The sequence below is a fragment of the Aeromonas rivipollensis genome (genome assembly GCF_037811135.1).
Classification (GTDB): Bacteria; Pseudomonadota; Gammaproteobacteria; order Enterobacterales; family Aeromonadaceae; genus Aeromonas; species Aeromonas rivipollensis.
In genome coordinates, this window is record NZ_CP149130.1 from 1,914,198 (window position 1) to 1,940,401 (window position 26,204).

25 protein-coding genes are annotated in these 26,204 nt (G+C 62.0%); 16 read left to right on the top strand and 9 right to left on the bottom strand.

The window, feature by feature from the left end; genetic code table 11:
• Positions 1-14: 14 nt before the first annotated feature.
• The gene (zapA, locus tag WIR04_RS08740) at positions 15-347 is read right to left on the bottom strand and encodes a cell division protein ZapA (protein WP_025327271.1); all 333 of its coding nucleotides are present in this window, start codon (positions 345-347) and stop codon (positions 15-17) included.
• A gap of 173 nt (positions 348-520) precedes the next feature.
• Between zapA and WIR04_RS08745 the strand changes: the two genes are divergently transcribed.
• The 6 genes from WIR04_RS08745 (at position 521) to gcvP (ending at position 8,972) form a co-directional block, all read left to right on the top strand.
• On the top strand, positions 521-1,090 hold the full coding sequence (locus WIR04_RS08745; protein ID WP_307764795.1) for a UPF0149 family protein: 570 nt from the start codon (positions 521-523) through the stop codon (positions 1,088-1,090).
• A gap of 209 nt (positions 1,091-1,299) precedes the next feature.
• Positions 1,300-2,523 carry a 2-octaprenyl-6-methoxyphenyl hydroxylase gene (ubiH, locus tag WIR04_RS08750; protein ID WP_338891978.1) on the top strand — a complete coding sequence of 408 codons (1,224 nt, stop codon included), beginning with the start codon at positions 1,300-1,302 and terminating at the stop codon, positions 2,521-2,523.
• Positions 2,524-2,622: 99 nt separating this feature from the next.
• Entirely contained in the window at positions 2,623-3,843 is a 1,221-nt protein-coding gene (locus tag WIR04_RS08755) for an FAD-dependent 2-octaprenylphenol hydroxylase (RefSeq protein ID WP_338892508.1), read from the top strand.
• A gap of 387 nt (positions 3,844-4,230) precedes the next feature.
• On the top strand, positions 4,231-5,328 hold the full coding sequence (gcvT, locus tag WIR04_RS08760; RefSeq protein WP_338891980.1) for a glycine cleavage system aminomethyltransferase GcvT: 1,098 nt from the start codon (positions 4,231-4,233) through the stop codon (positions 5,326-5,328).
• 77 nt (positions 5,329-5,405) lie between these two features.
• Positions 5,406-5,795 carry a glycine cleavage system protein GcvH gene (gene gcvH / locus WIR04_RS08765; protein ID WP_025327266.1) on the top strand — a complete coding sequence of 130 codons (390 nt, stop codon included), beginning with the start codon at positions 5,406-5,408 and terminating at the stop codon, positions 5,793-5,795.
• A 300-nt stretch (positions 5,796-6,095) separates the two neighbouring features.
• Positions 6,096-8,972, top strand: coding sequence for an aminomethyl-transferring glycine dehydrogenase (gene gcvP / locus WIR04_RS08770; protein WP_338891983.1), 2,877 nt, complete (start codon positions 6,096-6,098; stop codon positions 8,970-8,972).
• Between the two features lie 88 nt (positions 8,973-9,060).
• On the opposite strand, the gene WIR04_RS08775 is transcribed toward gcvP, so the two are convergent.
• Positions 9,061-9,546, bottom strand: coding sequence for a VOC family protein (locus WIR04_RS08775; RefSeq protein ID WP_338891985.1), 486 nt, complete (start codon positions 9,544-9,546; stop codon positions 9,061-9,063).
• 207 nt (positions 9,547-9,753) lie between these two features.
• On the opposite strand from WIR04_RS08775, the gene WIR04_RS08780 reads away from it, so the two are divergent.
• Positions 9,754-10,509: a class I SAM-dependent methyltransferase gene (locus WIR04_RS08780; protein ID WP_338891987.1), complete on the top strand. Its 756-nt coding sequence runs from the start codon at positions 9,754-9,756 to the stop codon at positions 10,507-10,509.
• 121 nt (positions 10,510-10,630) lie between these two features.
• Here WIR04_RS08780 and WIR04_RS08785 read toward each other — a convergent pair whose 3' ends face one another.
• Positions 10,631-10,876, bottom strand: a complete 246-nt coding sequence (locus tag WIR04_RS08785; protein WP_338891989.1) for a hypothetical protein — start codon at positions 10,874-10,876, stop codon at positions 10,631-10,633.
• 116 nt (positions 10,877-10,992) lie between these two features.
• Between WIR04_RS08785 and WIR04_RS08790 the strand changes: the two genes are divergently transcribed.
• A complete protein-coding gene (locus WIR04_RS08790) occupies positions 10,993-12,285 on the top strand; it encodes an MFS transporter (protein WP_338891991.1) in 1,293 nt (430 codons plus the stop codon).
• Positions 12,286-12,361: 76 nt separating this feature from the next.
• On the opposite strand, the gene ahpF is transcribed toward WIR04_RS08790, so the two are convergent.
• The 3 genes from ahpF to WIR04_RS08805 all read right to left on the bottom strand — a co-directional run bounded on the left by ahpF (position 12,362) and on the right by WIR04_RS08805 (position 15,714).
• Entirely contained in the window at positions 12,362-13,948 is a 1,587-nt protein-coding gene (gene ahpF / locus WIR04_RS08795) for an alkyl hydroperoxide reductase subunit F (RefSeq protein ID WP_338891993.1), read from the bottom strand.
• Positions 13,949-14,057: 109 nt separating this feature from the next.
• Positions 14,058-14,624: an alkyl hydroperoxide reductase subunit C gene (ahpC, locus tag WIR04_RS08800; RefSeq protein ID WP_005324327.1), complete on the bottom strand. Its 567-nt coding sequence runs from the start codon at positions 14,622-14,624 to the stop codon at positions 14,058-14,060.
• Positions 14,625-15,267: 643 nt separating this feature from the next.
• Positions 15,268-15,714, bottom strand: coding sequence for a CBS domain-containing protein (locus WIR04_RS08805; RefSeq protein WP_106886567.1), 447 nt, complete (start codon positions 15,712-15,714; stop codon positions 15,268-15,270).
• Between the two features lie 275 nt (positions 15,715-15,989).
• Between WIR04_RS08805 and queA the strand changes: the two genes are divergently transcribed.
• The 7 genes from queA (at position 15,990) to nlpI (ending at position 23,024) form a co-directional block, all read left to right on the top strand.
• On the top strand, positions 15,990-17,057 hold the full coding sequence (gene queA, locus WIR04_RS08810) for a tRNA preQ1(34) S-adenosylmethionine ribosyltransferase-isomerase QueA (RefSeq protein ID WP_338891996.1): 1,068 nt from the start codon (positions 15,990-15,992) through the stop codon (positions 17,055-17,057).
• Positions 17,058-17,174: 117 nt separating this feature from the next.
• Positions 17,175-18,311 (top strand): tRNA guanosine(34) transglycosylase Tgt, encoded by a 1,137-nt coding sequence (gene tgt / locus WIR04_RS08815; RefSeq protein WP_025327252.1) that lies wholly within the window; start codon positions 17,175-17,177, stop codon positions 18,309-18,311.
• 50 nt (positions 18,312-18,361) lie between these two features.
• Entirely contained in the window at positions 18,362-18,697 is a 336-nt protein-coding gene (gene yajC, locus WIR04_RS08820; RefSeq protein WP_041205953.1) for a preprotein translocase subunit YajC, read from the top strand.
• 18 nt (positions 18,698-18,715) lie between these two features.
• On the top strand, positions 18,716-20,569 hold the full coding sequence (gene secD / locus WIR04_RS08825) for a protein translocase subunit SecD (protein WP_139745031.1): 1,854 nt from the start codon (positions 18,716-18,718) through the stop codon (positions 20,567-20,569).
• A gap of 9 nt (positions 20,570-20,578) precedes the next feature.
• Positions 20,579-21,526 carry a protein translocase subunit SecF gene (gene secF, locus WIR04_RS08830; protein WP_025327249.1) on the top strand — a complete coding sequence of 316 codons (948 nt, stop codon included), beginning with the start codon at positions 20,579-20,581 and terminating at the stop codon, positions 21,524-21,526.
• 106 nt (positions 21,527-21,632) lie between these two features.
• Positions 21,633-22,001 (top strand): rhodanese-like domain-containing protein, encoded by a 369-nt coding sequence (locus WIR04_RS08835; protein WP_025327248.1) that lies wholly within the window; start codon positions 21,633-21,635, stop codon positions 21,999-22,001.
• Between the two features lie 90 nt (positions 22,002-22,091).
• On the top strand, positions 22,092-23,024 hold the full coding sequence (gene nlpI / locus WIR04_RS08840) for a lipoprotein NlpI (protein ID WP_307764782.1): 933 nt from the start codon (positions 22,092-22,094) through the stop codon (positions 23,022-23,024).
• Between the two features lie 85 nt (positions 23,025-23,109).
• Here the strand turns inward: nlpI and WIR04_RS08845 are convergent, their stop codons facing one another.
• Positions 23,110-23,982 (bottom strand): U32 family peptidase, encoded by an 873-nt coding sequence (locus tag WIR04_RS08845; protein WP_338892004.1) that lies wholly within the window; start codon positions 23,980-23,982, stop codon positions 23,110-23,112.
• 11 nt (positions 23,983-23,993) lie between these two features.
• Positions 23,994-24,989: a ubiquinone anaerobic biosynthesis protein UbiU gene (gene ubiU / locus WIR04_RS08850; protein WP_106886573.1), complete on the bottom strand. Its 996-nt coding sequence runs from the start codon at positions 24,987-24,989 to the stop codon at positions 23,994-23,996.
• Between the two features lie 190 nt (positions 24,990-25,179).
• Between ubiU and ubiT the strand changes: the two genes are divergently transcribed.
• On the top strand, positions 25,180-25,695 hold the full coding sequence (ubiT, locus tag WIR04_RS08855; protein WP_338892006.1) for a ubiquinone anaerobic biosynthesis accessory factor UbiT: 516 nt from the start codon (positions 25,180-25,182) through the stop codon (positions 25,693-25,695).
• Here ubiT and WIR04_RS08860 read toward each other — a convergent pair.
• Positions 25,660-26,076: a hypothetical protein gene (locus WIR04_RS08860; protein ID WP_338892008.1), complete on the bottom strand. Its 417-nt coding sequence runs from the start codon at positions 26,074-26,076 to the stop codon at positions 25,660-25,662. The genes ubiT and WIR04_RS08860 overlap by 36 nt on opposite strands.
• Positions 26,077-26,204: the final 128 nt, after the last annotated feature.

Sequence of the window (26,204 nt, forward strand, 5' to 3'; positions counted from 1 at the left end):
AAAACGGGTCGCGCTTAGGGCTTAAGGCCCTCATCGCTGGAATCACCATATTGTCCGTGCTCGATCAAGGCCGCTTCTATGGTGCGCTGCAGCATCTTGATCCGCTTGTCCATGGTCTCAGAGTATTGGTGGTTCTTGTCTTTTTCAAGGCAGAGCTCATGACAGAAATTGAGCGCCGCCATGATGGCAAGCTGTTCATTGCTGGAGACCTTGGAGCGTTGGCGCAGCTCGATAAGCTTGTCACTCAGCTGGTCGGCGGCCTGGCGCAGGGCATCCTGTTGTCCCAAGGGACAGGATACCTTGTAGGGACGTCCCAAAATGACGATTTCTACGGCCTCTATGCTCATGCCTTCCTCAATACGGCGGGGCTGATTCCCGTCTTTATCCACGTGGACAACTGGGCGGGACTATATAGCGCAGATGCAGAAGTTTCAAGGCCTTGCTGGCTCTGGGAGGGGGAGAATGCTAGGATCTCGGCCATAATTTTTGCATATTTGCCTGAACTTTGAGCGGATCTTCGATGAGCAAAACGAACCCCCTGAAATACACGACCGTGGCCGACCTGATGGAGCAACACGAGCTGATGGCGACGGCTGTCGAGGCCCATGGCGTGATCTGCGGCCTGGTGTGCGGCGGCGTGGTACTGGATGACAAGAGCTGGCTGCCCCCTTTCAACGATCTGATCAACGATGGTTTCGGCCTGCCGGCGCCGGTGCGCCAGGTGATGACCGATCTCTATCAGGGGGTCATCGAGAGCCTGATGGCGCAAAAAGGGGTCGAGCTGCTGCTGCCAAGCGACGAGGCGCCCCTCGACGAGCGCATCGATGCCCTGGTGGACTGGTCCCAGGCCTTCCTGGCCGGTTTCGGCGTGGTGCAGCAGGAGCTCTCCAAGGCCTCCGAGGAGCTGCAGGAGATGATCCAGGACATTGCCAGCATCACCCAGGTCTCCGCGGAGTTCGATCAGGAAGATGACGAGAACGAAGCCTCCTTCCTGGTGCTCTACGAACACGTGCGCCTCGGGGTCATGATGGCGTTCGAGGAGTTTGGCAAGCGCCCTGATACCCCGAACACCCCGCCGACCCTGCACTGAATGCCGGACGAGTCCCCACACTGACACGTAAAAAGAGCGCCTGATGGCGCTCTTTTTACGTGACGGCTCTGCCAGGGGGGAGGGGGCGCTCGGCGCTGCCTTGCATGCCAACTGACGGTGGCAAATCGGTTTTTTGCCCGTGGCCTCGCATCCCGCCCCCCGGCTTTGTGATAGCATTGGCCCACGTTTTTAGCCTATGCCCTCTTCTCATGTCTCATTCTGATCCGGTTCACGTCGACGTGGCTATCGTCGGCGGTGGTATGAGCGGCGCCGTGCTGGCCCTCTCCCTCGCCGCCCTGAAAGGGCCGAGCGGTGCCCCCCTGCAGATCCTGCTGCTGGAGGCGAGCGCCCCCGAACTTCATCGCCACCCCGGCTTCGATGCCCGTGCCATCGCGCTCTCCGCCGGTACCTGCGAGGCGCTGGCCCGTCACGGGCTCTGGTCCCGTTTTGCCCCTCACTGCGCCCCCATCACCCATATCCATGTCTCGGATCGGGGCCACTGCGGCCAGACCCGGCTCACGGCGGCGCAGTTTGGTCTGCCCGCCCTCGGCCAGGTGATCGAACTCTCTGCCGCCGGCATCGAGCTGCAGCAGGCAATGGACGCCACCGCGAACATCAAGCTGTGCTGTCCGGCCCAGCTTTCGACCATAGCGCCGCAGGAGGAGGGGGTGACCCTGACCCTCGCCAGCGGAGAGCGCTACCAGACCCGGCTGCTGGTGGCGGCCGATGGGGGCAACTCCTTCGTGCGCCAGCATTTCAAGCTGCCGGTCAGTCGCCATGACTATGAGCAGAGCGCCATCATCGCCACGGTCAAGACCGCCGAGGATCCCGCCGGCCGGGCCTTCGAGCGCTTCACCGAAGGGGGCCCGCTGGCGCTGCTGCCCATGCAGGAGGGGCTCTCCTCCCTGGTGTGGAGCGTCGCCCGGGACGAGGCGCAGGCCCTGATGGCGCTGGATGACGCCGCCTTTCTGGCCCGCCTGCAGCAGGCCTTTGGCTGGCGGCTCGGGCGCTTCGTGCGCACAGGGGCGCGTCACCTCTACCCCCTGGTGCTGACGGTGGCCGACTATCCGCTGGCCCAGCGCACCGTGCTGGTGGGCAATGCCGCCCACTTGCTGCACCCCATCGCCGGTCAGGGCTTCAATCTCGGCATGCGCGACCTGGACTTGCTCACCCAGGGGGTGGCCCGGGCGCTCGCGGCCGGGGAGGATATCGGCAGTTTCGAGGTGCTGAGCGCTTATTGGCAGCGGCGCAAGGGAGATCAGGAGCAGACCATCTGGCTCACCTCCTCCCTGGCCCAGCTCTTCTCCAACGGTCATGCGCCCCTGGTGGCTGGCCGCAATCTGGCGCTCTCCCTGATGGGGCGACTGCCCTGGCTGCAGGCACCGCTCGCCTCCCGCACCCTGGGGTTCGTCGCCGACCTGTGTCGAAAATGAGGTGTGCCGAGAAGAGGCCGCAGCGGACAACTTGATGAGGGGATGCCAGCGGGCGTTCCCCTGCTGATCCCGGCGATCAGCCACGAAAGGATAGAGATGATGCAGATGCAAAATGTGGATGTGGTGATTGTGGGGGGCGGCATGGTGGGCCTGGGGCTCGCTGCCGCCCTCAAGAACAGTGCGCTCAAGGTCGCCATCGTCGAGGGACAGTTGCCCGACACCCGGCTCGGGGAGGCACCGGACAACAGAGTCAGCGCCCTTAGCCTCGCCAGCCAGCGCATCTTGCAGGGCGTCGGGGCCTGGGACGGGATAGTGGCGCGGCGCCTGCAACCCTACGACAGCATGGAAGTGTGGGAGCAGGACAGCTTCGGCCATATCGATTTTGATGCCGCCAGCTTGCGCCAACCGGCACTCGGCCACATCGTCGAAAACCGGGTCATCCAGCTGGCTCTGCTCGATGCCATTGCGGGGGCTAGCAACATCAGCCTGCTTACCCCGGCCCGGGCCCAGAGCCTGCAAGTGAGCGATGCGGGGGCCCTGTTGCTGCTGGAAGATGGCCGCGCCCTCTCGGCCAGGGTGGTGGTGGCCGCCGACGGTGCCCACTCCTGGGTGCGCCGCCAGGCGGACATACCGCTCACCAGCTGGGACTACGGCCACCACGCCCTGGTGGCGACGGTGCGCAGCAAAGAGCCCCACGAGGCGGTGGCCCGCCAGATCTTCACCCCCGACGGCCCGCTCGCCTTCCTACCCCTGTGGCAACCGGATCTCTGCTCCATCGTCTGGTCGGTGCCCGCCGTTCGGGCCGAGGCGCTGTGCGCCCTGGACGACGAAGGGTTCAATCGCCAGCTCACCGCCGCCTTTGATGGGCGGCTGGGACTGTGCAAGGTGGAGGGGCCCCGCAGCGCCATCCCGCTCACCGCCCGCTACGCCCGGGATTTTGCCCGCGAGCGGCTGGTGCTGGTGGGGGACGCGGCCCACACCATACACCCGCTGGCGGGGCAGGGGGTCAACCTGGGCCTGCTGGATGCGGCGGCCCTGGCCGAGCAGCTCCTCAAGAGCCAGAGCGCGGGGGCGGATATCGGCCTGCTGGCCAACCTGCGGGGCTATGAGCGCTGGCGCAAGAGCGAGGCTGCCCGTATGCTGGCGGCGATGGAAGGGCTCAAGCGGCTATTTGGTGGCAGCCACCCTCTCAAGAAGCTGGTGCGCGGGGTGGGACTGCGGGCCGTCGATGGTCTGGCGCCACTCAAACAAGGGGTTATTCGGGCGGCCATGGGGTTAGAGGGTGAGCTGCCCACCCTGGCCAAGGGTGAAAAAATCTAATCTTACTCCCGGGTTTTGACAATAAAACTAATCTGACAAGGCTGAATGCCCCTCCGAGGTGTCAGCCTTTAATGTTGGCGGGAAGCGAAACGTTTTTCTGTAAATTGTGACGTAACGGTAAAAATCAACATTAAATCTCGTACATGCCGGGTTTGTACTGTTTTTATCACTGTTTTTGTCTTAGTGTCTGGTGTCAGTTTGTCGGGGCGGTATTAGTTTTTTTTGAGCGGCACCCAGGCGCTCTTGTCATATAATCCGCACCGTTCAAGGAATCACTCCTGCCCCACGGGTGGGAACGAGCACAGACCTTGCGGTCCGCCCTCCCGCTGTGCAGGGGAGCCGAAGCGGATTGCGAGCCTTGTCGCGAACGCTTAAGGAAACACAGCGATGATCCAGACTACTGTACTGCATCCCAAACACCTGGAAGCTGGCGCCAAGATGGTGGACTTCCACGGTTGGGAAATGCCCATCAACTACGGCTCCCAGCTGGAAGAGCACCACGCGGTGCGCAGCGATGCGGGCATGTTCGATGTCTCCCACATGACCATCGTCGATTTGACCGGCGAGCGGGTCAAAGCCTTCCTGCAACACCTGCTGGCCAACGACGTGGCCAAGCTCACCGTCCCCGGCAAGGCCCTCTACAGCGGCATGCTCAACCCGGAAGGCGGCGTCATCGATGACCTCATCACCTATTTCCTGACCGATACCTTCTACCGCCTGGTGGTGAACTCCGCCACCCGCGAGAAGGATCTGGCCTGGATCCGTCACCACGCCATCGACTTTGGGGTGAGCGTGACCGAGCGCCCGGAGCTTGCCATGATCGCGGTGCAGGGCCCCAACGCCAAGGCCAAGGCGGCCAAGGTGTTCACCCCCGAGCAAAATGCGGCTGTCGAAGGCATGAAGCCCTTCTTCGGTGTGCAGGCCGGTGATCTCTTCATCGCTACCACCGGCTACACCGGCGAAGATGGCTACGAAATCGTGGTCCCCCAGGAGAAGGCGTGCGATCTGTGGCAGGCCCTGCTGGACAACGGCGTGGCCCCCTGTGGCCTCGGCGCCCGTGACACCTTGCGCCTGGAAGCGGGCATGAACCTCTACGGCCAGGACATGGACGAGTCAATCTCTCCGCTCGCCGCCAACATGGCCTGGACCCTGGCCTGGGAGCCTGCCTCCCGCCAGTTTATCGGTCGCGCCGCCCTGGAAGACCAGAAGGCCGCCGGCACCCAGCCCAAGTTGGTGGGTCTGGTGATGATCGATAAAGGCGTGCTGCGTGCCGGCATGCCGGTCACCTTCACCACAGCAAGCGGCGAGACTCGGGAGGGGGTGATCACCTCCGGCTCCTTCTCGCCCACCCTGGGCTACAGCATCGCCCTGGCGCGGGTGCCCCGCGACATCGGCGCTGAAGCCCAAGTGGAGATCCGCAAGAAGCTGGTCACCGTGAAGGTCACCAAGCCGGCCTTCGTGCGCAACGGCCAGCCCCTGGTGTAATCATTGATTGCGGCGAAGGGTGTCCCTTCGCCGACCCCATTTTGTTGAAGCGATCCAAGAGCATAAAGGAAGCACAAATGAGCCATATCCCGAGCGAACTGAAATATGCCACCTCCCACGAGTGGGTCCGTGTTGAAGCCAACGGCGAGGCCGTGATCGGTATCACCGAGCACGCCCAGGATCTGCTGGGTGACATGGTGTTCGTCGATCTGCCGGAAGTGGGTAAGCAGGTGAGTGCCGGCGAAGATTGCGCCGTGGCCGAGTCGGTGAAAGCCGCCTCCGACATCTACAGCCCGGTGAGTGGCGAGATCCTGGCCATCAACGAAGAGCTGGAAGGCAGCCCCGAGCTGGTCAACTCCGACCCCTACGGTGCCGGCTGGCTGTTCCGCATCAAGCTGGATGACGCGGGCGAGCTCGCCAACCTGCTGGATGCCGAAGGCTACCAGAACGTGGTGGACGAAGAGTAATGCCCCCGGGCCCTGCCAACACAGCAGGGCCCCTTTGTATGACCGCCAGCCTGGCACAGGCCGACTGGCGAAAGGGTGAAGTCGCCCGCGCCTGCCCTTTGCCCAGCTGGCGTCGCCAGGGGGCAAGCAGGCAGCTCCGCCACAAGGCGATCCCCTGTGGATGCTGTCGCAGCATCCGGTGCCGCACCCTGTCTGCGGTGCCCAGAACATGAGTGGAGTCGGTATCCGCCGACGATCAGGAACATCAGGTCTTGGTTATCAGGATTTCATGCCAGGACTTATTTACCAGGAAATAGGGAAATGACCCAGTCACTGTTTGAACTCGAGCAAAAAACCGATTTCATCCGCCGTCACATAGGCCCGGGTGAGGAAGAAGTGCGGGCCCTGCTCGCCACCGTGGGCGCAGAGAGCCTGGACGATCTGATTGAGCAGACGGTCCCCGCCGCCATCCGCCGCCCGGGCCCGCTCGGTATCGGCGCCCCCATGACCGAAGTGGAAGCCCTGGCCAAGCTCAAGGGCTATGCGGCCAAGAACCAGATCGCCAAGAGCTACATCGGCATGGGCTACCACGACACTCACGTGCCCCACGTCATCTTGCGCAACGTCTTGGAAAACCCGGGCTGGTACACCGCCTACACCCCCTATCAGCCGGAGCTGGCCCAGGGCCGTCTCGAGGCCCTGCTGAACTTCCAGCAGCTCACCCTGGACTTGACCGGCATGGATCTGGCGAGCGCCTCCCTGCTCGATGAAGCCACCGCCGCCGCCGAAGCCATGGCGCTCGCCAAGCGCATGGCCAAGTCCAAGTCCAACCTCTTCTTCGTGGCCGACGACGTGCACCCCCAGGTGATCGACGTGGTCAAGGAGCGCGCGGTGCACTTCGGTTTCGACGTGGCCGTGGGCCCCGCCTGTGACGCGGTAAGCGAGGAGGTGTTCGGTGCCATGTTCCAGTACCCGTCCACCACCGGCAATGTGACCGATCTGCGTTCCCTGATCGCCGCCGTCCAGGCCCAGAAGGGACTGGCCTGCGTGGGTGCCGACATGCTCTCCCTGCTGCTGCTCAAATCCCCGGGTGAACTGGGGGCCGACGTGGTGTTCGGCTCCGCCCAGCGCTTCGGCGTGCCCATGGGCTACGGCGGTCCCCACGCAGCCTTCTTCGCCACCCGCGACGCTTACAAGCGCTCCATGCCGGGCCGCATCATAGGCGTCTCCAAGGATGCCCGTGGCAAGAGTGCCCTGCGCATGGCGATGCAGACCCGCGAGCAGCACATTCGCCGCGAGAAGGCGAACTCCAACATCTGTACCGCCCAGGTGTTGCTGGCCAACATGGCGAGCTTCTACGCCGTCTACCACGGCCCTGTGGGGCTGAAAACCATCGCCTCCCGGGTCCATCGTCTGACCAGCATCCTGGCGCTGGGGCTCACCGCCAAGGGGCTGACCCTCAAGCACGACAGCTGGTTTGACACCCTCACAGTGCTGACCGCGGCCAAATCAGAGCTGATCGCCAAGGCCGAAGGGCTGGGCATCAACCTGCGCGCCGATCTGGACGGTGCTGTCGGCGTGTCCCTCTCCGAGACCACCACCCGTGGCGATGTGGCCGAGCTGTTTGATCTGTTCCTCGGCCAAGGTCACGGCCTGGATATCGAGGCCCTCGACAAGGCGGCTCAGGGCCATCAGGCCATCCCGCAGGATCTGCTGCGCACCGACGCCGTGCTGACCCACGAGGTGTTCAACAAGTACCACTCCGAGACCGAGATGCTGCGCTACATCCACCGTCTCGAAGCCAAGGATCTGGCCCTGAACTACGCCATGATCTCCCTGGGCTCCTGCACCATGAAGCTCAACGCCACCGCCGAGATGATACCGGTGACCTGGCCCGAGTTTGGCAAGCTGCACCCCTTCGCCCCGCTGGCCCAGACCCAGGGTTACCAGCTGCTGCTGGCAGACCTCGAAGACTGGCTGGTGAAGGTGACAGGTTACGACGCCGTCTGCATGCAGCCGAACTCCGGCGCCCAGGGGGAATACGCGGGCCTGTTGGCCATCAAGAAGTACCACGAGTCCCGCGGCGAGGGGCATCGCGATGTCTGTCTCATCCCGGCATCGGCCCACGGCACCAACCCGGCCTCCGCCCAGATGGCGGGCCTCAAGGTCATCGTCACCGCCTGCGACAAGTTCGGTAACGTCGATCTCGACGATCTGCGTGCCAAGGCCGCCGAGGTGGGGGATCAGCTCTCCTGCCTGATGGTGACCTACCCCTCCACCCACGGGGTGTACGAGGAGACCATCAAGGAGGTGTGCGACATCGTTCACCAATATGGCGGTCAGGTGTACCTGGACGGCGCCAATATGAACGCGCAAGTCGGTTTGACGGCGCCAGGCTTTATCGGCGCGGACGTGTCGCACCTCAACCTGCACAAGACCTTCGCCATCCCCCATGGCGGTGGCGGCCCGGGCATGGGCCCCATCGGCGTGAAGCAGCACCTGGCCCCCTTCGTGGCCGGTCATGCGGTGGTCAAGACCGATAAAGAGAGCCGTGACAACGGCGCCGTGTCTGCCGCACCCTTCGGTTCGGCCAGCATTTTGCCCATCAGCTGGATGTACATCGCCATGCTGGGTGACGAGGGGCTCAAGAAATCCACCCAGGTGGCCATCCTCAACGCCAACTACCTGGCCAAGAAGCTCGGCGAGTCCTTCCCCGTGCTCTACACCGGGCGCAACGGCCGGGTGGCCCACGAGTGCATCCTGGATATCCGTCCGCTCAAGGAGGCCTCCGGCATCAGCGAGATGGACGTGGCCAAGCGCCTGATGGACTACGGCTTCCACGCGCCGACCATGAGCTTCCCGGTGGCGGGTACCCTGATGGTCGAGCCGACCGAATCCGAATCCAAGCGCGAGCTGGATCGCTTCGTGGAAGCCATGACCGCCATCCGTGCCGAGATAGCCCGGGTGCAGGATGGGCACTGGAGCCTGACCGACAACCCTCTGGTCAATGCGCCCCACACCCAGGACGACGTGATGGACGAGCAGTGGAGTCGCGGCTACAGCCGCGCCGAAGCTGTCTTCCCGTCCGAGGCCGTGCGCGCCAGCAAGCTGTGGCCCTCGGTCAACCGCATCGATGACGTCTACGGGGATCGCAACCTGTTCTGCTCCTGCGTTCCGACCGAGGATTACGCCAACTAATAGCGGCGCCCGGAAGGGCTGACAGCCCATAAGCACAAGGCCACCCCATCGGGTGGCCTTGTTGTTTGTGACGTCCCCAAACGGCTGCTCAGCCCCGGCGTGCCGCCTCTATGGCGGCGATATCTATCTTGCCCATCTGCATCATGGCCTCGAAGGCGCGTTTGGCAGCCTCGGGGTCGGGATCGGTGATCGCCTCGGTGAGGGCGAGGGGGGTGATCTGCCAGGAGATGCCCCACTTGTCCTGGCACCAGCCGCACTCGCTCGCCTGACCGCCATTATCGATAATGGCGTGCCAGTAGCGATCCGTCTCGGCCTGGGTCTGGGTGGCGACCTGGAACGAGAAGGCCCAGCTGTGGCTGACGCCGGGGCCGCCATTGAGCCCTAGGCAGGGGATCCCCATCACCCTGAACTCGACCGTCAGTACATCCCCTCGCTTGCCGGCGGGGTAGTCGGCCGGGGCGCGGTGCACGGCGTCGACGGCGGAGTCGGGGAAGGTACTTGCGTAAAACCGTGCCGCCTCCTCGGCATCCCCGTCATACCAGAGGCAAATCCTGTTCTTTGCGGCTGTCATCATCTCGTGGCTCCTGCCGGTTGCTGTCATCCTATGCCCCTCCCTTTCTCTTACCCCAGTGGTTGCTACCTGGCGCCCTCTGTTGCCAGCCGGGGAGTTGCATGATGTCGTCAAGTGTAGTGGCATAGGGATCCGGGCCGCCCGGTTTGGCGTGCAGAGCGACGGGCAGGGCGACCCTATGCCCCGCCAATGACAAGAGAGGTGTGCGCGATGGACAGTACCCAGCGATTCTCGACCCGGGTCGAGGCCTATGTGAAGTACCGCCCCGGTTATCCGGCAGCCATGCTGGACTTTCTGGCCCAGGAGCTTGCCATGGGGCCCGAGGCCCAGGTGGCCGACATAGGGGCGGGCACCGGCATCCTGACGGCCCTGCTCGCACCCCGGGTGGCGCGGGTCTGGGCGGTGGAACCCAATGACGAGATGCGCGCCGCCGCCAGACGGCTGCTGGCGGATGTGGGCAACATCGGCTGGTCTCACGGCAGTGCGGAGGCCACAGGGCTGCCGACGGGCTCGGTGGATCTGGTCACTGTCGCCCAGGCGTTTCACTGGTTCGATCGCGCGGCCTTCCGGCAGGAGTGTCAGCGCCTGCTCAGACCCGGTGGCCGGGTCGCCCTCATCTGGAATGACAGGCTGACCGACACCCCGTTTCTCAAGGCCTATGAGGAGGGGTTGCACGCCTATTCCGGGGATTACGAGGAGGTCAATCATCGCAACCTCGGCGAGCACGATTTTCGTGCCTTCTTCGAGGGGGAGTATCGGCTCGATCGCTTCGAGAACCGCCAGTTGTTCGATCTGGACGGCGTGCTGGGGCGGCTCAACTCCTCCTCCTATGCCCCCGCCGTTGGCACCCCGGCCCATGAGCAGATGACGGCGCTCATTCGCCGCGAGTTTGGCCGAAATGCGGTGGGCGGCAGGGTTTCTTTCAACTATTGCACCCTGGTCTACAGCGGCAGGGTGTCGGCCTGACAGGAGCCGGTTTCCCGACATGACAAGGCCCTCGTCGTTCACGGCGAGGGCCTTTGTTATTTCCCGGGTACCTCCTTTTGCTGTGCTGCGAAGCAGACAGTCGCGAGGGGGACTTGTGACCTTAGCCCTGGTTTATGCCCAGGATGGCCATGGCCTTGGCCAGGGTATCGACGGATTCCTGATGCTTGCCCGCGTTATGCAGGGTCTCTCCTTCGGCCCTGAGCTGCTTCACCTCGGCCAGTTTCTCGGCACTGAGGGCGGGGTTCGTGGCCAGGGCATCATCAATCTTCTTCATGTCCATGGGACAGTGGAAGGCGATGGCGCTCCCGGCGAAGAGCAGGGTTGCCAACAACAGCATGAGTCTCATTTTGACGACCTCCTTGATGGGATCCCGTTAAGAATAGCCCCACAGGGCAGGGACTATTGGGTTGAACCGGGCAAGAAACAGACGCTACCATGATCTTTTCGTCACGAGGAGGCGCCATGACACTCACAAGGTTGCTGTCACCCCTGACCAGTCTGGTGATCTTCATTCTGGGTCACGGCATGTTCAATACCCTGCTGACGGTGCGCCTCTCGGCAGAGCAGGTGTCGGTGCAGGCCATCGGCCTGGTGTCGGCGGCCTATTTCGGGGGCCTGGTGCTGGGGGCCTTCATCAACGCCCGCCTCATCATTCGGGTGGGCCATATCCGGGCCTATGCGGCTTATGCCTCCTTGCTCTGTTTCCTGTTCCTGCTGCACGGCATGGTGGTGGAGCCCATCGCTTGGGCGGCGCTGCGGCTGGTGGGGGGCTTTGCCACCGGCGGCCTCTTCGTGGTGCTGGAGTCCTGGATGCTGGTCTCCAGCACCCCGGCCAACCGGGGGCGGCTGATGTCCCTCTACATGATCCTGCTCTACGGATCCCTGGCCATGGGGCAGTTGCTGCTCAAGTGGGTGGATCCCATGGTGTTGACCCCCTTTGCCCTGTGCGCCATGGCCGCCACCCTGTCGGTGGTGCCACTCGCCCTCTCCCGGGTGGCCACCCCTGCCATGGTGGCGCCCCAGCCGGTCGGGGTGCTGGAGCTTGTCCGGCTCACCCCGGCGGGCATGGGCAGCAGCTTCACCTCGGGCCTCATTCTCGGGGCCATCTACGGCCTGCTGCCGCTCTACTTTACCGACAGCGGCGCCTCGCTCTCGCGGGTGGCGGACATGATGGCGCTGGTGATCCTGGGGGGCATGTGCCTGCAATACCCCATAGGCCGAATGTCGGATCGCTATGACAGGCGGCTGGTGATCCTGCTGCTGTGCGCTGCGCTGACCTTGCTCGCCCTGCTGATGGTGCTGTTGCCCGAGGGTTGGCGCGAGCCGATTGCGGGCGCCCTGGTGTTCCTGCTGGGGGGAATGGCGTTTTCCATCTACCCCTTGAGCCTCAGCCACGCCTGCGACGAGTTGCGCCCGGATCAGGTGCTGGGGGCCAATCAGGGGCTGCTGCTCGCCTACAGCCTGGGTGCCATGATAGGGCCGCTGCTGGCGCCCTTCGTCATGTTGCGGTTCGGGCCAGAGGGGTTGTTCGTCTACTTTGCCCTGTGCGGCGCCCTGCTGGCGGGCTATCTGGGCTGGCGCCGGCGGCAGCGGGCGCCCATTCCCCTGGCCGAGCACCAGGTGTTCATGCCGGTGCCGCCCAATACCCCCATGACGGCCGAGCTGGAGCCAAGAACGGATCTGGAAGGGGAGGCGGTGCCAGCGACCTATGCCGCGCCCGAGGTGGAGGACGTGGAGGCGCCGCAGGTTCGCTGAGGGCCAGCCTGCCCGAAGACGCGCATAAAAAAGCCGACTCCAGGGAGTCGGCTTTTTGTTGGTGCTAAGGCCGTTATCAGGCAGTCACGGTGTCGGCCTTGACGGCATGGGCCTCAGGGGCCGCATTGCGGATGAGGTAATCGAAGGCACCCAGGGCTGCGGTGGCACCGGCCCCCATGGAGATGATGATCTGCTTGAACGGCACTGTGGTGGCATCCCCTGCGGCATAGACACCGGGCAGGGAGGTGGCGCCCTTGGTGTCGATCTCGATCTCGCCAAAGCGGGTCAGGGCTACTTCGCTCCCCTTGAGGAACTCGGTGTTCGGTACCAGACCTATCTGCACGAAGATGCCAGCCACCGCCAGGTGCTTGATCTCGCCTGTGGTGCGATCCTCGTAGTCCATGCCCACCACCTTGCTGCCGTCACCTATCACTTCGGTGGTGCGGGCGCTCATGATGATGTCGATGTTGCCCATGGAGCGCGCCTTCTTCTGCAGCACTTCGTCGGCACGCAGGGTATCGGCGAACTCCACCACGGTGACGTGCTCGACGATGCCGGCCAGATCGATGGCCGCTTCTATGCCGGAGTTACCGCCACCTATCACCGCAACGCGCTTGCCCTTGAAGAAGGGACCGTCGCAGTGGGGGCAGTAGGCCACGCCCTTGGTGCGGTACTCGAGCTCGCCCGGCACGTTCAGGTCGCGCCAGCGGGCACCAGTCGCCAGGATCACGGCGCGGCTCTTCAAGGTGGCACCGGAGGCCAGATCCACGTTCACGTAGCCATCCTTGCTGATGGCGGCGGCACGCTGCTCGGTGATCACTTCCACGCCGTACTGCTTGACGTGCTGCTCCAGGCTCGCGGCCAGCTTGGGGCCCTCGGTGTAGGGCACGGAGATGAAGTTCTCGATGCCGACGGTGTCCATCACCTGACCGCCGAAGCGCTCGGCGACGATGGCGGTGCGGATCCCCTTGCGGGCGGCATAGATGGCGGCAGCAGCGCCAGCCGGGCCACCGCCGATAACCAGCACGTCATAGGGGGCCTTTTCGCTGAGCTCTTGCGCCTTGCGCTCGGCCGCGCCGGTATCGAGCTTGGCGACGATCTCTTCCAGAGAGGTGCGACCCTGGCTGAACGGCTGGCCGTTCAGGTAGACGTTCGGCACCGCCATGATCTGGCGCTCGTTCACCTCATCCTGGAACAGGGCTCCGTCGATCATGGTGTGGGTGATGCCAGGGTTCAGGGTGGCCATCAGGTTCAGGGCCTGTACCACGTCCGGGCAGTTGTGGCAGGAGAGGGAGATATAGGTCTCGAAGTGGAACTCGCCCTTGAGGTTCTTGACCTGCTCCAGCACGGCCGGATCGGCCTTGGAGGGGTGTCCGCCGCTTTGCAGTAGGGCGAGCACCAGGGAGGTAAATTCATGACCCATGGGGATGCCGGCAAAATGCACGCGCGGTGCCTGGCCTTGTGGCGCCACGCTCATGGAAGGCTTGCGAGTAGCAGTGCCATCGGTCATGGAAATCTTGGGGGACATCTCTGCTATCTCGTTGGCCAATGCCAGGAGCTCTGCGGATTTGTCGCTGTCATTGCCGGACACGCTGATCTCGATGGGATTGACGATGTACTGCAAGTAACCGTTGAGTTGTTGTTTGAGGTTGGTATCTAACATGGTCGAATTCCTTCTTGTTATGGCGGTCGGCACTAATGATGAATACAGAAAGCACTGGGCCAGAAAGCAGACCGGCCCTTGAGTGGGCCGGTCTTGGAGAGCAGGAGGCTTAGATTTTGCCTACCAGATCCAGGGACGGGGCCAGGGTGGCATCGCCTTCTTGCCATTTGGCCGGGCACACTTCACCCGGGTGGGCGGCAACGTACTGGGCAGCCTTGACCTTGCGCAGCAGTTCCAGAGCGTCACGGCCGATACCGCCGGCGTTGATTTCAACGATCTGGATGACGCCTTGCGGGTCGATGACGAAGGTACCGCGGTCAGCCAGGCCAGCTTCTTCGATCATCACGCCGAAGTTGCGGGTGATGGTGCCGGTCGGGTCGCCGATCATCGGGTACTGGATCTTCTTGATGGTGTCAGAAGTGTCGTGCCAGGCCTTGTGAGTGAAGTGGGTGTCGGTGGAGACGGCGTAGATCTCGACGCCCAGCTTCTTGAAGGCAGCGTAGTTGTCAGCCAGATCGCCCAGCTCGGTCGGGCAAACGAAGGTGAAGTCAGCCGGGTAGAAGAAGACCACGGACCACTTGCCTTTCAGGTCAGCGTCAGACACCTGAACGAATTTGCCATTGTGGTAGGCGGTAGCGTTGAACGGCTTGATTTCAGTGTTGATATAGGTAGACATGTATTTGCTCCTTGGTGATGTACATATGCCCGTCTGGTCGTGAAGTGCTTGGCCAGGCGAGGCGCTTAACTTTCGATGGAGGCATCATAGGGCTTTTCTCTAATCGGTCAAAGCCACAATTTTGAATCACTTAAATCTATTTATTAGATAACCCATCGCAACTGTACCTAACATGAATATCTCAGGCCTTCAGAGATAACTCATTGTCGAAGTTCAATTTCTGTCCTCCATGTCACATTTTCAAGTCCCGGATGGGAACTTGTTTTATGCCAGAGGGGCGAGAGGAGTATTGAAGGCGCGTCGGGACAGGGGGAGAGAGCATGAGAGACGGGCAAAAAAAATCCCGGCGCCGTCGCACAGACAGGGCCGGGTCATCAAACAAGGAATGGCGATATAAAAATGCTTTACAGCAAAGACTAACTACGGGGTGTGCAAACTTGCAGACATATGAAGAGAAGACATCGGGTGCACAATCCTCATCTCCTCTTCGGCAACTATTGCATGGATGGCATCATAGTGTGATGAAGATCACAAAGCAAGTTTGTGGTGTAATTTTTCAGTCAAACTGAAAGTGTTTCAGTTAATTAGCCGACAAATTAGGCTGAAAACGCTTTTATTGTAATTTTATTACAGTTTTTGGTGATCAGAAATCGGAGGGCGGCTCCTGCTCTTCCATCAGTTCCAGCAGATTGATGGCCACTGTGATGAAATCCGACTCCGTGACTATGCCCACCAGCTTGCGTCCCCGCACCACCGGCAGGCAGCCATATTTGTGGCGCTGCAGGTAGAGGGCCGCCTCCTTGATGCCGGCGTGGGGATCTACGCTCGCCACCTGGCGAGTCATGATCTCGTCGAGCTGCACGCTGTCGGTGAATTCCGCCTCCCGCTCCGGATTGATCAGCAGCAGCTTGGACTCGCGAGTGGCCAGGATGTCGGAGAGGGTGACCAGTCCCAGCAGATGCTGGTGCTCGTCAACGATGGGGATGTGGCGGATCTGCTCCTGCTGCATCAGCTCCATCGCCTGCTTGACGCTGTTCTGCGGCCCCAGGGTGAAGGGGTGTTCGGTCATGATTTCAGTCAGGGTCATCATGGTGGGCCTCCTTGTGTCTCTGATCTCACCCTAGCTCAGCTCCTGGCCGTGGAACCTGATCAGGGTCAATACAGATCATTAAAGAATCATTAACTCAGGGGCTGTGAGCGCTGCGGGGCACAAATTGGCGCCCAAGCGCCCGTGTCGGCGCGTCAAGGGCCCACAAGGCTCACAAAAAGAGCGCTATCCCTTGCCGGCCTTGGGTTTTTGGTCTTTTGGGTTGCCTTGGAAGAGGGGGATAACTAGACTAGCCGCCGATTCCCCCGAGGTGAAAGATGCAAGTATCCGATTTTCATTTTGATCTGCCAGACGAGCTGATTGCCCGCTATCCGATGGCAGAGCGCACCGCCAGCCGCCTGTTGCAGCTCGATGGTCAAAGCGGCGCCCTGCGCCACGGTCAATTTGTGGATGTGCTGGACCAGCTCAACCCGGGCGACCTGCTGGTGTTCAACAACACCCGGGTCATTCCAGCGCGCATGTTTGGCCAGAAGGCCAGCGGCGGCAAGCTGGAGGTGCTGGTGGAGCGCATCCTGGACGAGCACAGCGTGCTGGCCCATGTCCGCTCCTCCAAGTCCCCCAAGCCCGGTACCCGCCTCATTCTGGATGGCGGTCCCGATGGCGAAACGGTCGAGGCCGAGATGCGCGCCCGCCACGATGCCCTGTTCGAGATCCACTTCCTGGACCCGCGCCCCGTGCTTGAGATCCTGGAGGCCATAGGCCACATGCCGCTGCCCCCCTATATCGACAGGCCCGACGAGGACGCCGACAAGGAGCGCTACCAGACCGTCTACAACCAGAAGCCGGGCGCCGTGGCGGCGCCGACCGCCGGTCTGCACTTCGACGAGCCGCTGCTCGAGCAGATCCGGGCCAAGGGGGTGGAGCTGGCGTTCGTCACCCTGCACGTGGGGGCGGGCACCTTCCAGCCGGTGCGGGTGGAGAAGATCGAAGATCACCACATGCACTCCGAATATGCCGAGGTGCCGCAGGAGGTGGTGGATGCCATAGCCGCGACCCGCGCCCGGGGTGGCCGGGTGATTGCAGTGGGCACCACCTCGGTGCGCTCCCTGGAGAGCGCCGCCAAGGTAACCCTGGCCCAGGGCAAGCCGCTGGCGCCCTTCTTCAGCGACACCGACATCTTCATCTTCCCGGGCTACGAGTTCCAGATTGTCGATGCCATGGTCACCAACTTCCACCTGCCCGAGTCGACCCTGATCATGCTGGTCAGCGCCTTTGCCGGCTACGACAACGTGATGGCGGCCTATCAGGCGGCGGTGGCGGAGCAGTACCGTTTCTTCAGCTACGGGGACGCCATGTTCGTCACCCGTCGCCGGGCGCAGGCATAAGCCTCAGCCTTCAGAAGCCGTTCAGGGACTCCTTGTCAGGATCCTGGCCGGTTTCTTGTATCGGGCCCATGGGGCCCTCCGTTGTCAGACTGTTTCTCTGACTGAATCGAGGTAGCAATGAAATTTGAACTGAAAACCACAGATGGTCGCGCCCGTCGCGGTCAGCTGGTATTCGAGCGCGGTGTGGTCCAGACCCCGGCCTTCATGCCGGTCGGTACTTACGGCACCGTCAAGGGGATGACCCCGGAAGAGGTGCGCGAGACCGGCGCCCAGATCCTGCTTGGCAACACCTTCCACCTCTGGCTGCGACCGGGTCAGGCGGTGATGCGCGCCCACGGCGACCTGCACGACTTCATGAACTGGCAGGGCCCCATCCTCACCGACTCCGGTGGTTTCCAGGTGTTCAGCCTGGGTCACATTCGCAAGATCACCGAGGAGGGGGTGCATTTCCGTCATCCCATCAACGGCGAGAAGATCTTCCTCGACCCCGAGAAATCCATGGAGATCCAGTACGATCTGGGCTCCGACATCGTGATGATCTTCGACGAGTGCACGCCCTATCCGGCGACCTACGAAGAGGCGCGCAAGTCGATGGAGATGTCCCTGCGCTGGGCCAAGCGCTCCCGCGACAAGTTTGATGCCCTGGGCAACAAGAACGCCCTGTTCGGCATCATCCAGGGCTCCGTCTACGAGCCGCTGCGGGACGTCTCCCTGGACGGCCTGCTGGAGATCGGCTTCGATGGCTATGCGGTCGGCGGTCTGGCGGTGGGTGAGCCCAAGGAGGACATGCACCGGATCCTGGATCACGTCTGCCCGAAAATCCCGGCCGACAAGCCGCGCTACCTGATGGGGGTGGGCAAGCCCGAAGATCTGGTGGAAGGGGTGCGCCGCGGCATCGACATGTTCGATTGCGTGATGCCGACCCGCAACGCTCGTAACGGTCATCTGTTCACCACCGATGGTGTGGTCAAGATCCGCAACGCCAAGTATCGCGAGGACACCAGCACCCTGGATGCGGACTGCGACTGCTACACCTGCAAGAACTACACCCGCAGCTATCTGTACCATCTGGACAAGTGCAACGAGATCCTCGGTGCCCGTCTGAATACCATTCATAACCTGCGTTATTACCAGCGTGTGATGCAGGGTTTGCGGGACGCGATCGAGCAGGGTAAATTAGACGACTTTGTAACTGAGTTTTACCGTCGGCAAGGGAAGCCCGTGCCTCCGTTAACTGAAAATGACGTGAAATAACAACGACATATAAGTTAGTTTTCAAATCTACATCAATAAGAGGTTGTTAAATGAGCATTATCTCCAAGGCGTATGCAGAAGGCGCAGCTCCGGGTGCACAGGGTGGTGGCATGGAAATGATCATCATGCTGGCCGTGTTTGGCCTCATCTTCTATTTCATGATCTATCGTCCCCAGGCCAAGCGCGCCAAGACTCATCGCGATCTGATGAGCTCCCTGGCCAAGGGTGACGAAGTGCTCACCTCCGGTGGCCTGGTCGGCAAGATCGCCAAGGTCTCCGCCGATAGCGACTACATAGTGCTGGCCCTGAACGATCAGACCCAGGTCACCATCAAGCGTGATTTCGTCTCTGCCGTTCTGCCCAAGGGTTCTATCCAGTCCCTTTAATCTCCCGAGGAGCACAGCGTGTTAAATCGCTATCCGCTGTGGAAATACCTGATGGTGATCGTCGTGATCGCCATCGGTTTTCTATATGCAGCCCCCAATCTTTACGGCGAAGACCCGGCCTTGCAGGTATCTGCCAGCCGTGGTGCCGAAGTCAAACTAGAGACGCTCGATCAGGTGAAGGAGACGCTCGAAGCGGCTCAGATCCCGGTCAAACATGCTGCGTTCGAACACGGTTTCATCCTGATCCGGTTCACCAACACCGAAGACCAGCTCAAGGCACGTGACATCGTCGCCAACAAGCTGGGCGACAACTTCATCACTGCCCTCAACCTGGCACCTTCCACGCCTGCCTGGCTCGAAGCCATAGGCGCCGCTCCCCTCAAGCTGGGTCTGGACCTGCGCGGTGGTGTGCACTTCCTGATGGAAGTGGACATGGCCGAGGCGCTGACCAAGCAGCAAGAGCAGATGGTGCAGGATTTCCGCTCCGAGCTGCGCACCCAGAAGATCCGCTACTCCGGTGTACGCCGGGTCGGTGATCAGGTGCAGGTGGTGTTCCGCGAGGAGGCCGATCAGGCCAAGGCGGCCTCTTTCCTGCGTCGGCAGAATCCGGATCTCACCTTCACCACAGAGCAGAAAGGGGATGACTTCATCCTGCTGGCTGGTCTGAGTGAAGCCAAGATCAAGGAAGTGAAGAAGTACGCCCTCGAGCAGAACATCACCATCATCCGTAACCGGGTGAACGAGCTGGGTGTGGCCGAGCCGCTGGTACAACAGCAGGGTGCCGAGCGCATCGTGGTGGAGCTGCCCGGTATCCAGGACACCGCCCGTGCCAAGGAGATCCTGGGGGCCACCGCCACCCTGGAGTTCCACATGGTCGATGAGGCCGCCGACATCCAGGCCGCTGCCGCTGGCCGGGTGCCGCCGAGCTCCAAGGTCTACAACGATCGCAACGGTCGTCCCGTGGTGCTGCAAAAGCGCGTGATCCTGACCGGTGACCACATAGTGGGTGCCCAGTCCGGTTTCGATGAATACAGCCGTCCCCAGGTCAACATCAAGCTCGATGGCCAGGGTGGCAACAAGATGGCCAACTTTACCAAGGACAACGTTGGTAAGGGCATGGCCACCGTCTTCATCGAGTACAAGCCGGTGGGTCAACCCGGTCCGGACGGCAAGCGCAAGTTCCGCAAGCAGGAGGAGGTGATCAACGTCGCCACCATCCAGTCTCGCCTTGGCAGCCAGTTCCGTATCACCGGCATCGACAACGCCAACGAAGCCCACAACCTGGCGCTGCTGCTGCGTGCCGGTGCCCTGATAGCCCCTATCCAGATCGTCGAAGAGCGCACCATAGGCCCGAGCCTGGGTCAGCAGAACATCGACAGCGGTATGGAAGCCATCGGCTGGGCCATGCTGGTGATAGTGCTGTTCATGGGGATCTACTACCGTGCGTTCGGCTGGGTGGCCAACCTGGCGCTGACCATGAACCTGGTGCTGATCGTCGGCATCATGTCGATGATCCCGGGGGCCACCATGACACTGCCGGGCATTGCCGGTATCGTGCTGACCTTAGGGATGGCGGTGGATGCGAACGTGCTGATCTACGAGCGTATTCGTGAAGAGATCCGCAACGGCCGCGGGGTGCAGCAAGCCATCCACATGGGCTTCGACCGTGCCTTCTCGACCATCGCCGACTCCAACGTCACCTCGCTCATCACCTGTGTGATCCTGTTCGGTATCGGCACCGGCGCCATCAAGGGCTTCGCCCTGACGCTGGGCATAGGTCTGACCGCCTCCATGTTTACGGCCATTACTGTATCCCGCGCCATCATCAACCTGGCCTGGGGCGGACGGCGCATCGACAAGCTGCCGATCTAAGGAAGAGACATGTTTCAGATTCTACATTTTGAAAAGCCCATCCCCTTCATGCGTTTCGCCAAGTCGGGAATGGTGTTCTCTGCCTTGCTGACGATGCTCGCCCTGTTTTGCCTGTTCGATCGCGGCCTGAACTGGGGGCTGGACTTTACCGGGGGCACCACCATAGAGGTGGGGTTCCAGCAATCGGTGAGCCTGGACAAGATGCACGAAGCGCTGGATCAGCAGAAGATTGAAGGGGCTACCCTGCAATTCTTCGGCTCCAGCCGCGACGTGCTGGTGCGCATGGCCCCGAAAGAGGGGGTCAAGGTCGAGCAGCAGGGCAACGAGGTGCTGGCAGCCGCCAAGCTGATCGACGAGGGCGCCGTGCTCAAGCGCGTCGAGTTCGTCGGTCCTTCGGTGGGTGACGAGCTGGCGACAGACGGTGCCCTGGCCATGCTGGCCTCCATCCTCTGTATCCTGGCCTACGTGGCGGTGCGCTTCGAGTGGCGTCTGGCCATGGGGGGCATCCTCTCCCTGGCGCACGATGTGATCATCACCCTCGGCATCTTCGCCTACTTCCAGTACGAGTTCGATCTGACCGTGCTGGCGGCGCTGATGACCCTGGTGGGCTACTCCCTGAACGACACCATAGTGGTGTTCGACCGCCTGCGGGAGAACTTCCGCAAGGTGCGCAAGGGGGATACCGCCTTCATCATGGATCTCTCCATGACCGAGACCCTGAGCCGGACCATCATCACCTCGGGGTTGACCTTCGTGGTGGTGGTGGCGCTGCTGCTCAAGGGGGGCCCGCTGATCCACGGTTTTGCCATCGCCATGGTGATAGGGGTGGCCTTCGGGACCTACTCCTCCATCTATGTGGCGAGTGCCTCAGCCATGTTCTTCGGGGTCAAACGGGAGCACATGCTGCCGACCCAGGTGGAAAAAGAAGGGGCGGATCAGCAAGAGATCCTGCCGTAACAGACAAGGGCGCCACAAGGCGCCCTTTCTCTTGGGGGGCGCTTGAGTCATGATGCTCCCCAGCACCCATCCTCATGACCCATTGCAAGAATGCAAGGAGCAAGCCATGCAACACAATCCCCGTTTTCTGGCCCTGGTAGAGGCCATTCGTCCGCAGATACGGGAAACCGACGTGCACCAGATCAGGCGCTGGCAGGAAGAGGGCCGTGATTTCCACCTGATCGATGTGCGGGAAGATAACGAGTGGGCGAAAGGGCACCTGCCGGGGGCAGAGCACCTGGGCCGCGGCGTGATGGAGCGGGACATCGAGACCCGTTTTCCCGATCCCGACACCGAGCTCTACCTCTATTGTGGTGGGGGATTTCGCTCCATCCTGGCGGCGGACAACCTGCAAAAGATGGGGTATTCCCGGGTGGTCAGCGTCGATGGAGGCTTTCGTGGTTGGCGTGACGCCGGATACCCTGTCGAATCCTGATTTATTTGAGGGATAGGGGTTGCGCCACATGACAAAAGGCCGGTTGACCTTTACCATATGCGGGGTCAAGCGTAAGCGTCGGAGTGTTCATTGAACGTCAGGATAGGGATTGGATACCTCACCGGTATCCTGTTGTTGCTCCCCATGTGGGGATGCAGCAGTAGCAGTCAGGTTACAGCGCCTCAAGTTCCCAAGCCGCAACCCGCTTCATTGGTATTGGCGACCCCCTTGCAGGTCTCCTACCAGAGCGAGTTGGCCTTGGCGCGACTCGGGCAGATGCTCAGTGAAATGGAATTGACGACCGAACAGCGCGCCGAGCTGTTCTATGAGCGTGCCGTGGTGTTTGACCGTGTTGGCCTTCGTTCCCTCGCTCGGCTCGACTTCAACCGCGCCCTGCGGGAGAAGCCCGACTTTGCCGAGGCTTACAACTTCATCGGTGTCTATCTGGTTCAGCAACAGAACTATGACGAGGCCTATGAGGCATTCGATTCGGCACTCGAGCTCGCCCCGGATTACGATTACGCCTACCTCAACCGTGGCATAGCGCTTTATTACGGCAACAGGCCCGAGCTTGCCACCGCCGACATGAAGCGTTTCTACGAGGCGCAGCCGGAAGATCCCTACCGGGTGATCTGGCTCTATCTGGCCGAGCAGAAGCTCAACGGGCCGGCGGCCATGAGCCGGATGCGCGAGCGGCTGAACAAGTATGACGACGACGCCTGGAACTGGGACCTGGTCCGCCTCTATACCGGCGAGATCAATGCCACCCAGCTGATGGGCAACGTGGTGAAAGGGGTGAAGGATAACCGGGAGCTCGCCGAGCGCCTGTGCGAGACCTACTTCTACCTCGGCAAGTTCGAGCTGGCCAAGGGCAACCGCAAGGAAGCCATCAGCTACTTCAAGCTGGCGCTGGCCAACAACGTCTATGACTTCATCGAGCATCGCTATGCCCTGCTCGAGCTGGAGCTGATGGCGCGCAAACCCTTGCCGCCGGGTGCCCAGGGCAAAAACAGCAAAGCGTGAGAGGGCTTAGGCCCTCCATGAAAAAGGCCTCTTGATGAGGCCTTTTTGCTGTCTGTTGCTGGGGGATGTGGGGTGTCTTCCACTGTCATTCCACCAGGCTCATGCCGGGGATCTGCCGCCAGTAACCGTTGCAGTCCCGCTCCTGCTGCAGGGGCAGCGGTGCCTGACCCTGCTGGTTGGCCTTGAAACGAGCCAGCATGTCGAGTGTCTCCATCCCTTCGGGGGAGAGGCGCACCACGTCCACCAGACCTGCCATGCCTTCGAGCTCGTTGCCGAGGTTGTAGCAGTAGCCAGACTGGGTCTGGATGCCGTTGAGATTGAACACCTTCTGCCCCTCGCGGCTGCTGGCGAGTCGCCCAGTGGGGTAGTGGATGCAGGCGAGCTCGCAGTTGTCCTTGGGCTTGTCGAGGGAGCGGGCAGTGAAGCAGCGCGCCGAATAGGCGAGGGGCAGGTGACCGTAGGCGAACACCTCCACCTCGAACTGCTGGCGGGCGCTGCCCAGATCCTGGGCGAGTTGCACCAGCCAGTCACGGGAGAGCTCCACCGGCATCACCCAGCGCTGCATCCCATTTTTAAGCAGCATGCGCAGCACGTCGGCGTTGTAGGCATTGATGGCGGGGCCGCACACGAAGGGCAGCCCGGCCTCCCAGGCGAGCTGGACTGTGCCGAGATCGTTGGCCTCGACCATGAGATCGCCGTTGTCGACCAGCCGCTTGACCTCCTTGAGCTCCGACGGCGCCGAGATCAGCGCCAGGGTGGAGAGCACGGCCTGCTTGCCCGAGCTCACCACCTGGCGGGCCAGGGCAACCCAGTCATCCCCTTTCAGTTCACGGCGTTTGCTGCACACCGTCTCGCCCAGATAGATGATGTCGGCCTGGCTCTGCGCCGCCGCCTCATAGAAGGCCTGGGTATCGGTTTTGGGCCAGTAGAAGAGCAGGGGCCCGAGAGAGAATTGCATATGTGCTCCTTTTATTGCCACTGGCGATGATAGGCACCGAGGGTAGTCTGGCTTCCCTCGGAGACGCGGGCAAGCTGGGCATCCCACTCGCTCTTGACGCTGTAGGCGTCCGGGTTGGCCTGATAGGCGTCGATGGCGGCGCGCCAGACCCGGGTCACCTGCTCGACATAGGCGGGACTGCGCTGGCGACCCTCGATCTTGACCGACTGGATACCGGTCTGGAACAGCTCGGGCAACAAGCCAAGCGTGTTGAGACTGGTGGGCTCCTCCAGGGCGTGATAGGTCTGGCCATCCACCTCGAAACGCCCCTTGCACAGGGTCGGGTAGCCGGCGTTCTCCCCGGGGCCGTAGCGATCGATCAGCACCTCGTTGAGCCGCGACTCGAGGCCGTTCGGGGTCTCCTCCCAGCGCACGAACTTGGCGGGCGAGCAGGCACCCACGGTATTGGGGCTCTCGCCGGTCATGTAGGAGGAGAGATAGCAGCGTCCCTCCGCCATGATGCAGAGGCTGCCGAAGGCGAACACCTCGAGGCCGACATCGGTCTCGCGGGCCAGCTGCCTGACCTGGTGCATGGAGAGCACCCGCGGCAGCACCACCCGGCCGACGTTGAAGTGCTGCTGGTAGAAGCGGATGGCGGCGGCGTTGGTGGCGCTGGCCTGCACAGAGACATGAAGCTCCATATCGGGATGATGACGGCTGGCGTAATCCAGCACGGCGAGATCGGCGATGATCAGGGCATCGGCACCGAGCGCCACCCCTCTGTCCACCGCCTGCTTCCATCTGGCATCCGAGCCTGGGTGGGCGAAGGTGTTGATGGCGATGTGCAGCTTGCGACCGTGCTGGTGCACATAGTCCACCGCCCTTTCCAGCTTGCTGTCCGTGAAGTTGAGGCCGGCGAAGTGGCGGGCATTGGTGTCGTCCTTGAAGCCGATATAGACGGCGTCGGCCCCGTTATCCACGGCTGTCTTCAGTGCCGGCAGGCTGCCTGCCGGGCAGAGTAATTCCATCGGGTACGCTCCGAGAGGGCAAAAATGCAAAAAGTGGCCCGATTGTATGCAGGCTTGGGCCCCCACTTTTTGACCTGAGGCAGCTTTAGGTGGCTTTACCCTTCTTGAGGTAAGTGGGCACAAGTTTGATTTTCAACAGGATCCTGATAGTTGCACTGTGTTTGAATGCGCAAAAAACTGGGAGTTTATCGTGTTTCAACAACTGCAACGCCGCCTGGTCGAACAGGCCCCTCGTCTCTTGCGTCATCCCCTCAAGCTGGTGCCCTTCACCCTGCAGCAAAACCTGATGGAGGCCTTGCTGGCGCAGGCGTTCAAGGAGGCGATCCAGGATGGAGACTTCGCCTTCCTGGCGGGCAAGTGGCTCAAGGTCGAGGTGTCGGATCTCGAACTCTGCTGGTTTGTCAGCGAGCGAGAGGGAAAACTGGTGGTGGCCCGTGAATGCGAGCGAGCCGATGTCTGCTTCAGCGGCAGCAGCCAGGATCTCATCCTGATTGCCGGTCGCAAGGAGGATCCGGACTCCCTCTTCTTTCAGCGCAGGCTGAAGATAGAAGGGGATACCGAGCTGGGCCTTGAGGTGAAGAACCTGATGGACAGCCTGGATCTCGATGGGCTGCCCGGGCTGATGAGATATCCCCTGATGGATCTGGCCACCCTGATAGAGCGGGTGCGGTCAGCGCAGGATCCGCTGCCCGCGTCTATGGCCTGAGCCGCGTCTCAGCTGCAGGGCCAGGCCCCTGGTATGGTGGCGGTGACGCCGCCGGGCCCACATGCAGCGGCAGCCCCAGAGGCAGGGGAGCAGGGCGAGCAGGGCCGTGGTGTCAGGCAGGCGCAGCAGCACCAGCCCGAGCGCCAGCCACAGGAACGGCAGGGCCTCGTAGTACCACTCCGGTTGCAGCCAGCGCTTGGCGGGATAGATGACCAGATCGGTGCGTCTGTAGTTGGAGCGCATCATCCAGATGAGGGCGCCCACGGCAAACAGCAGGGTCGCCGCGAGCCAGAGCAGCGGGGAGTGGGCAAAGGACCACAGCGCGGCGGAGAGCAGCAGGTAAAGCAGCGGCAGTTGTTCGTAGATCCAGGGGGGAAGCATGAGAGGGTGACTCCGGGTAATGCAGCTTGACCCTCTAAGGTTAGCCCTCCCTTTTCCCGTCTTCAGGTCGGTTGGTTATACAAGCAATCACTTTTGTTCTGAAATGCAGGGTCAGAAGCGGTGCCAAA

What these genes read in the sequence shown, in the direction of transcription:
- WIR04_RS08805 (WP_106886567.1), bottom strand. Translation starts at nt 15,714, where the DNA reads ATGATGACCCTGACTGAAATCATGACCGAACACCCCTTCACCCTGGGG.
- WIR04_RS08755 (WP_338892508.1), top strand. Translation starts at nt 2,623, where the DNA reads ATGCAGATGCAAAATGTGGATGTGGTGATTGTGGGGGGCGGCATGGTG.
- zapA (WP_025327271.1), bottom strand. Translation starts at nt 347, where the DNA reads ATGAGCATAGAGGCCGTAGAAATCGTCATTTTGGGACGTCCCTACAAG.
- yajC (WP_041205953.1), top strand. Translation starts at nt 18,362, where the DNA reads ATGAGCATTATCTCCAAGGCGTATGCAGAAGGCGCAGCTCCGGGTGCA.
- tgt (WP_025327252.1), top strand. Translation starts at nt 17,175, where the DNA reads ATGAAATTTGAACTGAAAACCACAGATGGTCGCGCCCGTCGCGGTCAG.
- ubiH (WP_338891978.1), top strand. Translation starts at nt 1,300, where the DNA reads ATGTCTCATTCTGATCCGGTTCACGTCGACGTGGCTATCGTCGGCGGT.
- WIR04_RS08775 (WP_338891985.1), bottom strand. Translation starts at nt 9,546, where the DNA reads ATGATGACAGCCGCAAAGAACAGGATTTGCCTCTGGTATGACGGGGAT.
- WIR04_RS08845 (WP_338892004.1), bottom strand. Translation starts at nt 23,982, where the DNA reads ATGCAATTCTCTCTCGGGCCCCTGCTCTTCTACTGGCCCAAAACCGAT.
- queA (WP_338891996.1), top strand. Translation starts at nt 15,990, where the DNA reads ATGCAAGTATCCGATTTTCATTTTGATCTGCCAGACGAGCTGATTGCC.
- WIR04_RS08835 (WP_025327248.1), top strand. Translation starts at nt 21,633, where the DNA reads ATGCAACACAATCCCCGTTTTCTGGCCCTGGTAGAGGCCATTCGTCCG.
- WIR04_RS08785 (WP_338891989.1), bottom strand. Translation starts at nt 10,876, where the DNA reads ATGAGACTCATGCTGTTGTTGGCAACCCTGCTCTTCGCCGGGAGCGCC.
- ahpC (WP_005324327.1), bottom strand. Translation starts at nt 14,624, where the DNA reads ATGTCTACCTATATCAACACTGAAATCAAGCCGTTCAACGCTACCGCC.
- WIR04_RS08790 (WP_338891991.1), top strand. Translation starts at nt 10,993, where the DNA reads ATGACACTCACAAGGTTGCTGTCACCCCTGACCAGTCTGGTGATCTTC.
- WIR04_RS08745 (WP_307764795.1), top strand. Translation starts at nt 521, where the DNA reads ATGAGCAAAACGAACCCCCTGAAATACACGACCGTGGCCGACCTGATG.
- gcvP (WP_338891983.1), top strand. Translation starts at nt 6,096, where the DNA reads ATGACCCAGTCACTGTTTGAACTCGAGCAAAAAACCGATTTCATCCGC.
- WIR04_RS08780 (WP_338891987.1), top strand. Translation starts at nt 9,754, where the DNA reads ATGGACAGTACCCAGCGATTCTCGACCCGGGTCGAGGCCTATGTGAAG.
- ahpF (WP_338891993.1), bottom strand. Translation starts at nt 13,948, where the DNA reads ATGTTAGATACCAACCTCAAACAACAACTCAACGGTTACTTGCAGTAC.
- gcvH (WP_025327266.1), top strand. Translation starts at nt 5,406, where the DNA reads ATGAGCCATATCCCGAGCGAACTGAAATATGCCACCTCCCACGAGTGG.
- gcvT (WP_338891980.1), top strand. Translation starts at nt 4,231, where the DNA reads ATGATCCAGACTACTGTACTGCATCCCAAACACCTGGAAGCTGGCGCC.
- ubiU (WP_106886573.1), bottom strand. Translation starts at nt 24,989, where the DNA reads ATGGAATTACTCTGCCCGGCAGGCAGCCTGCCGGCACTGAAGACAGCC.
- WIR04_RS08860 (WP_338892008.1), bottom strand. Translation starts at nt 26,076, where the DNA reads ATGCTTCCCCCCTGGATCTACGAACAACTGCCGCTGCTTTACCTGCTG.
- secF (WP_025327249.1), top strand. Translation starts at nt 20,579, where the DNA reads ATGTTTCAGATTCTACATTTTGAAAAGCCCATCCCCTTCATGCGTTTC.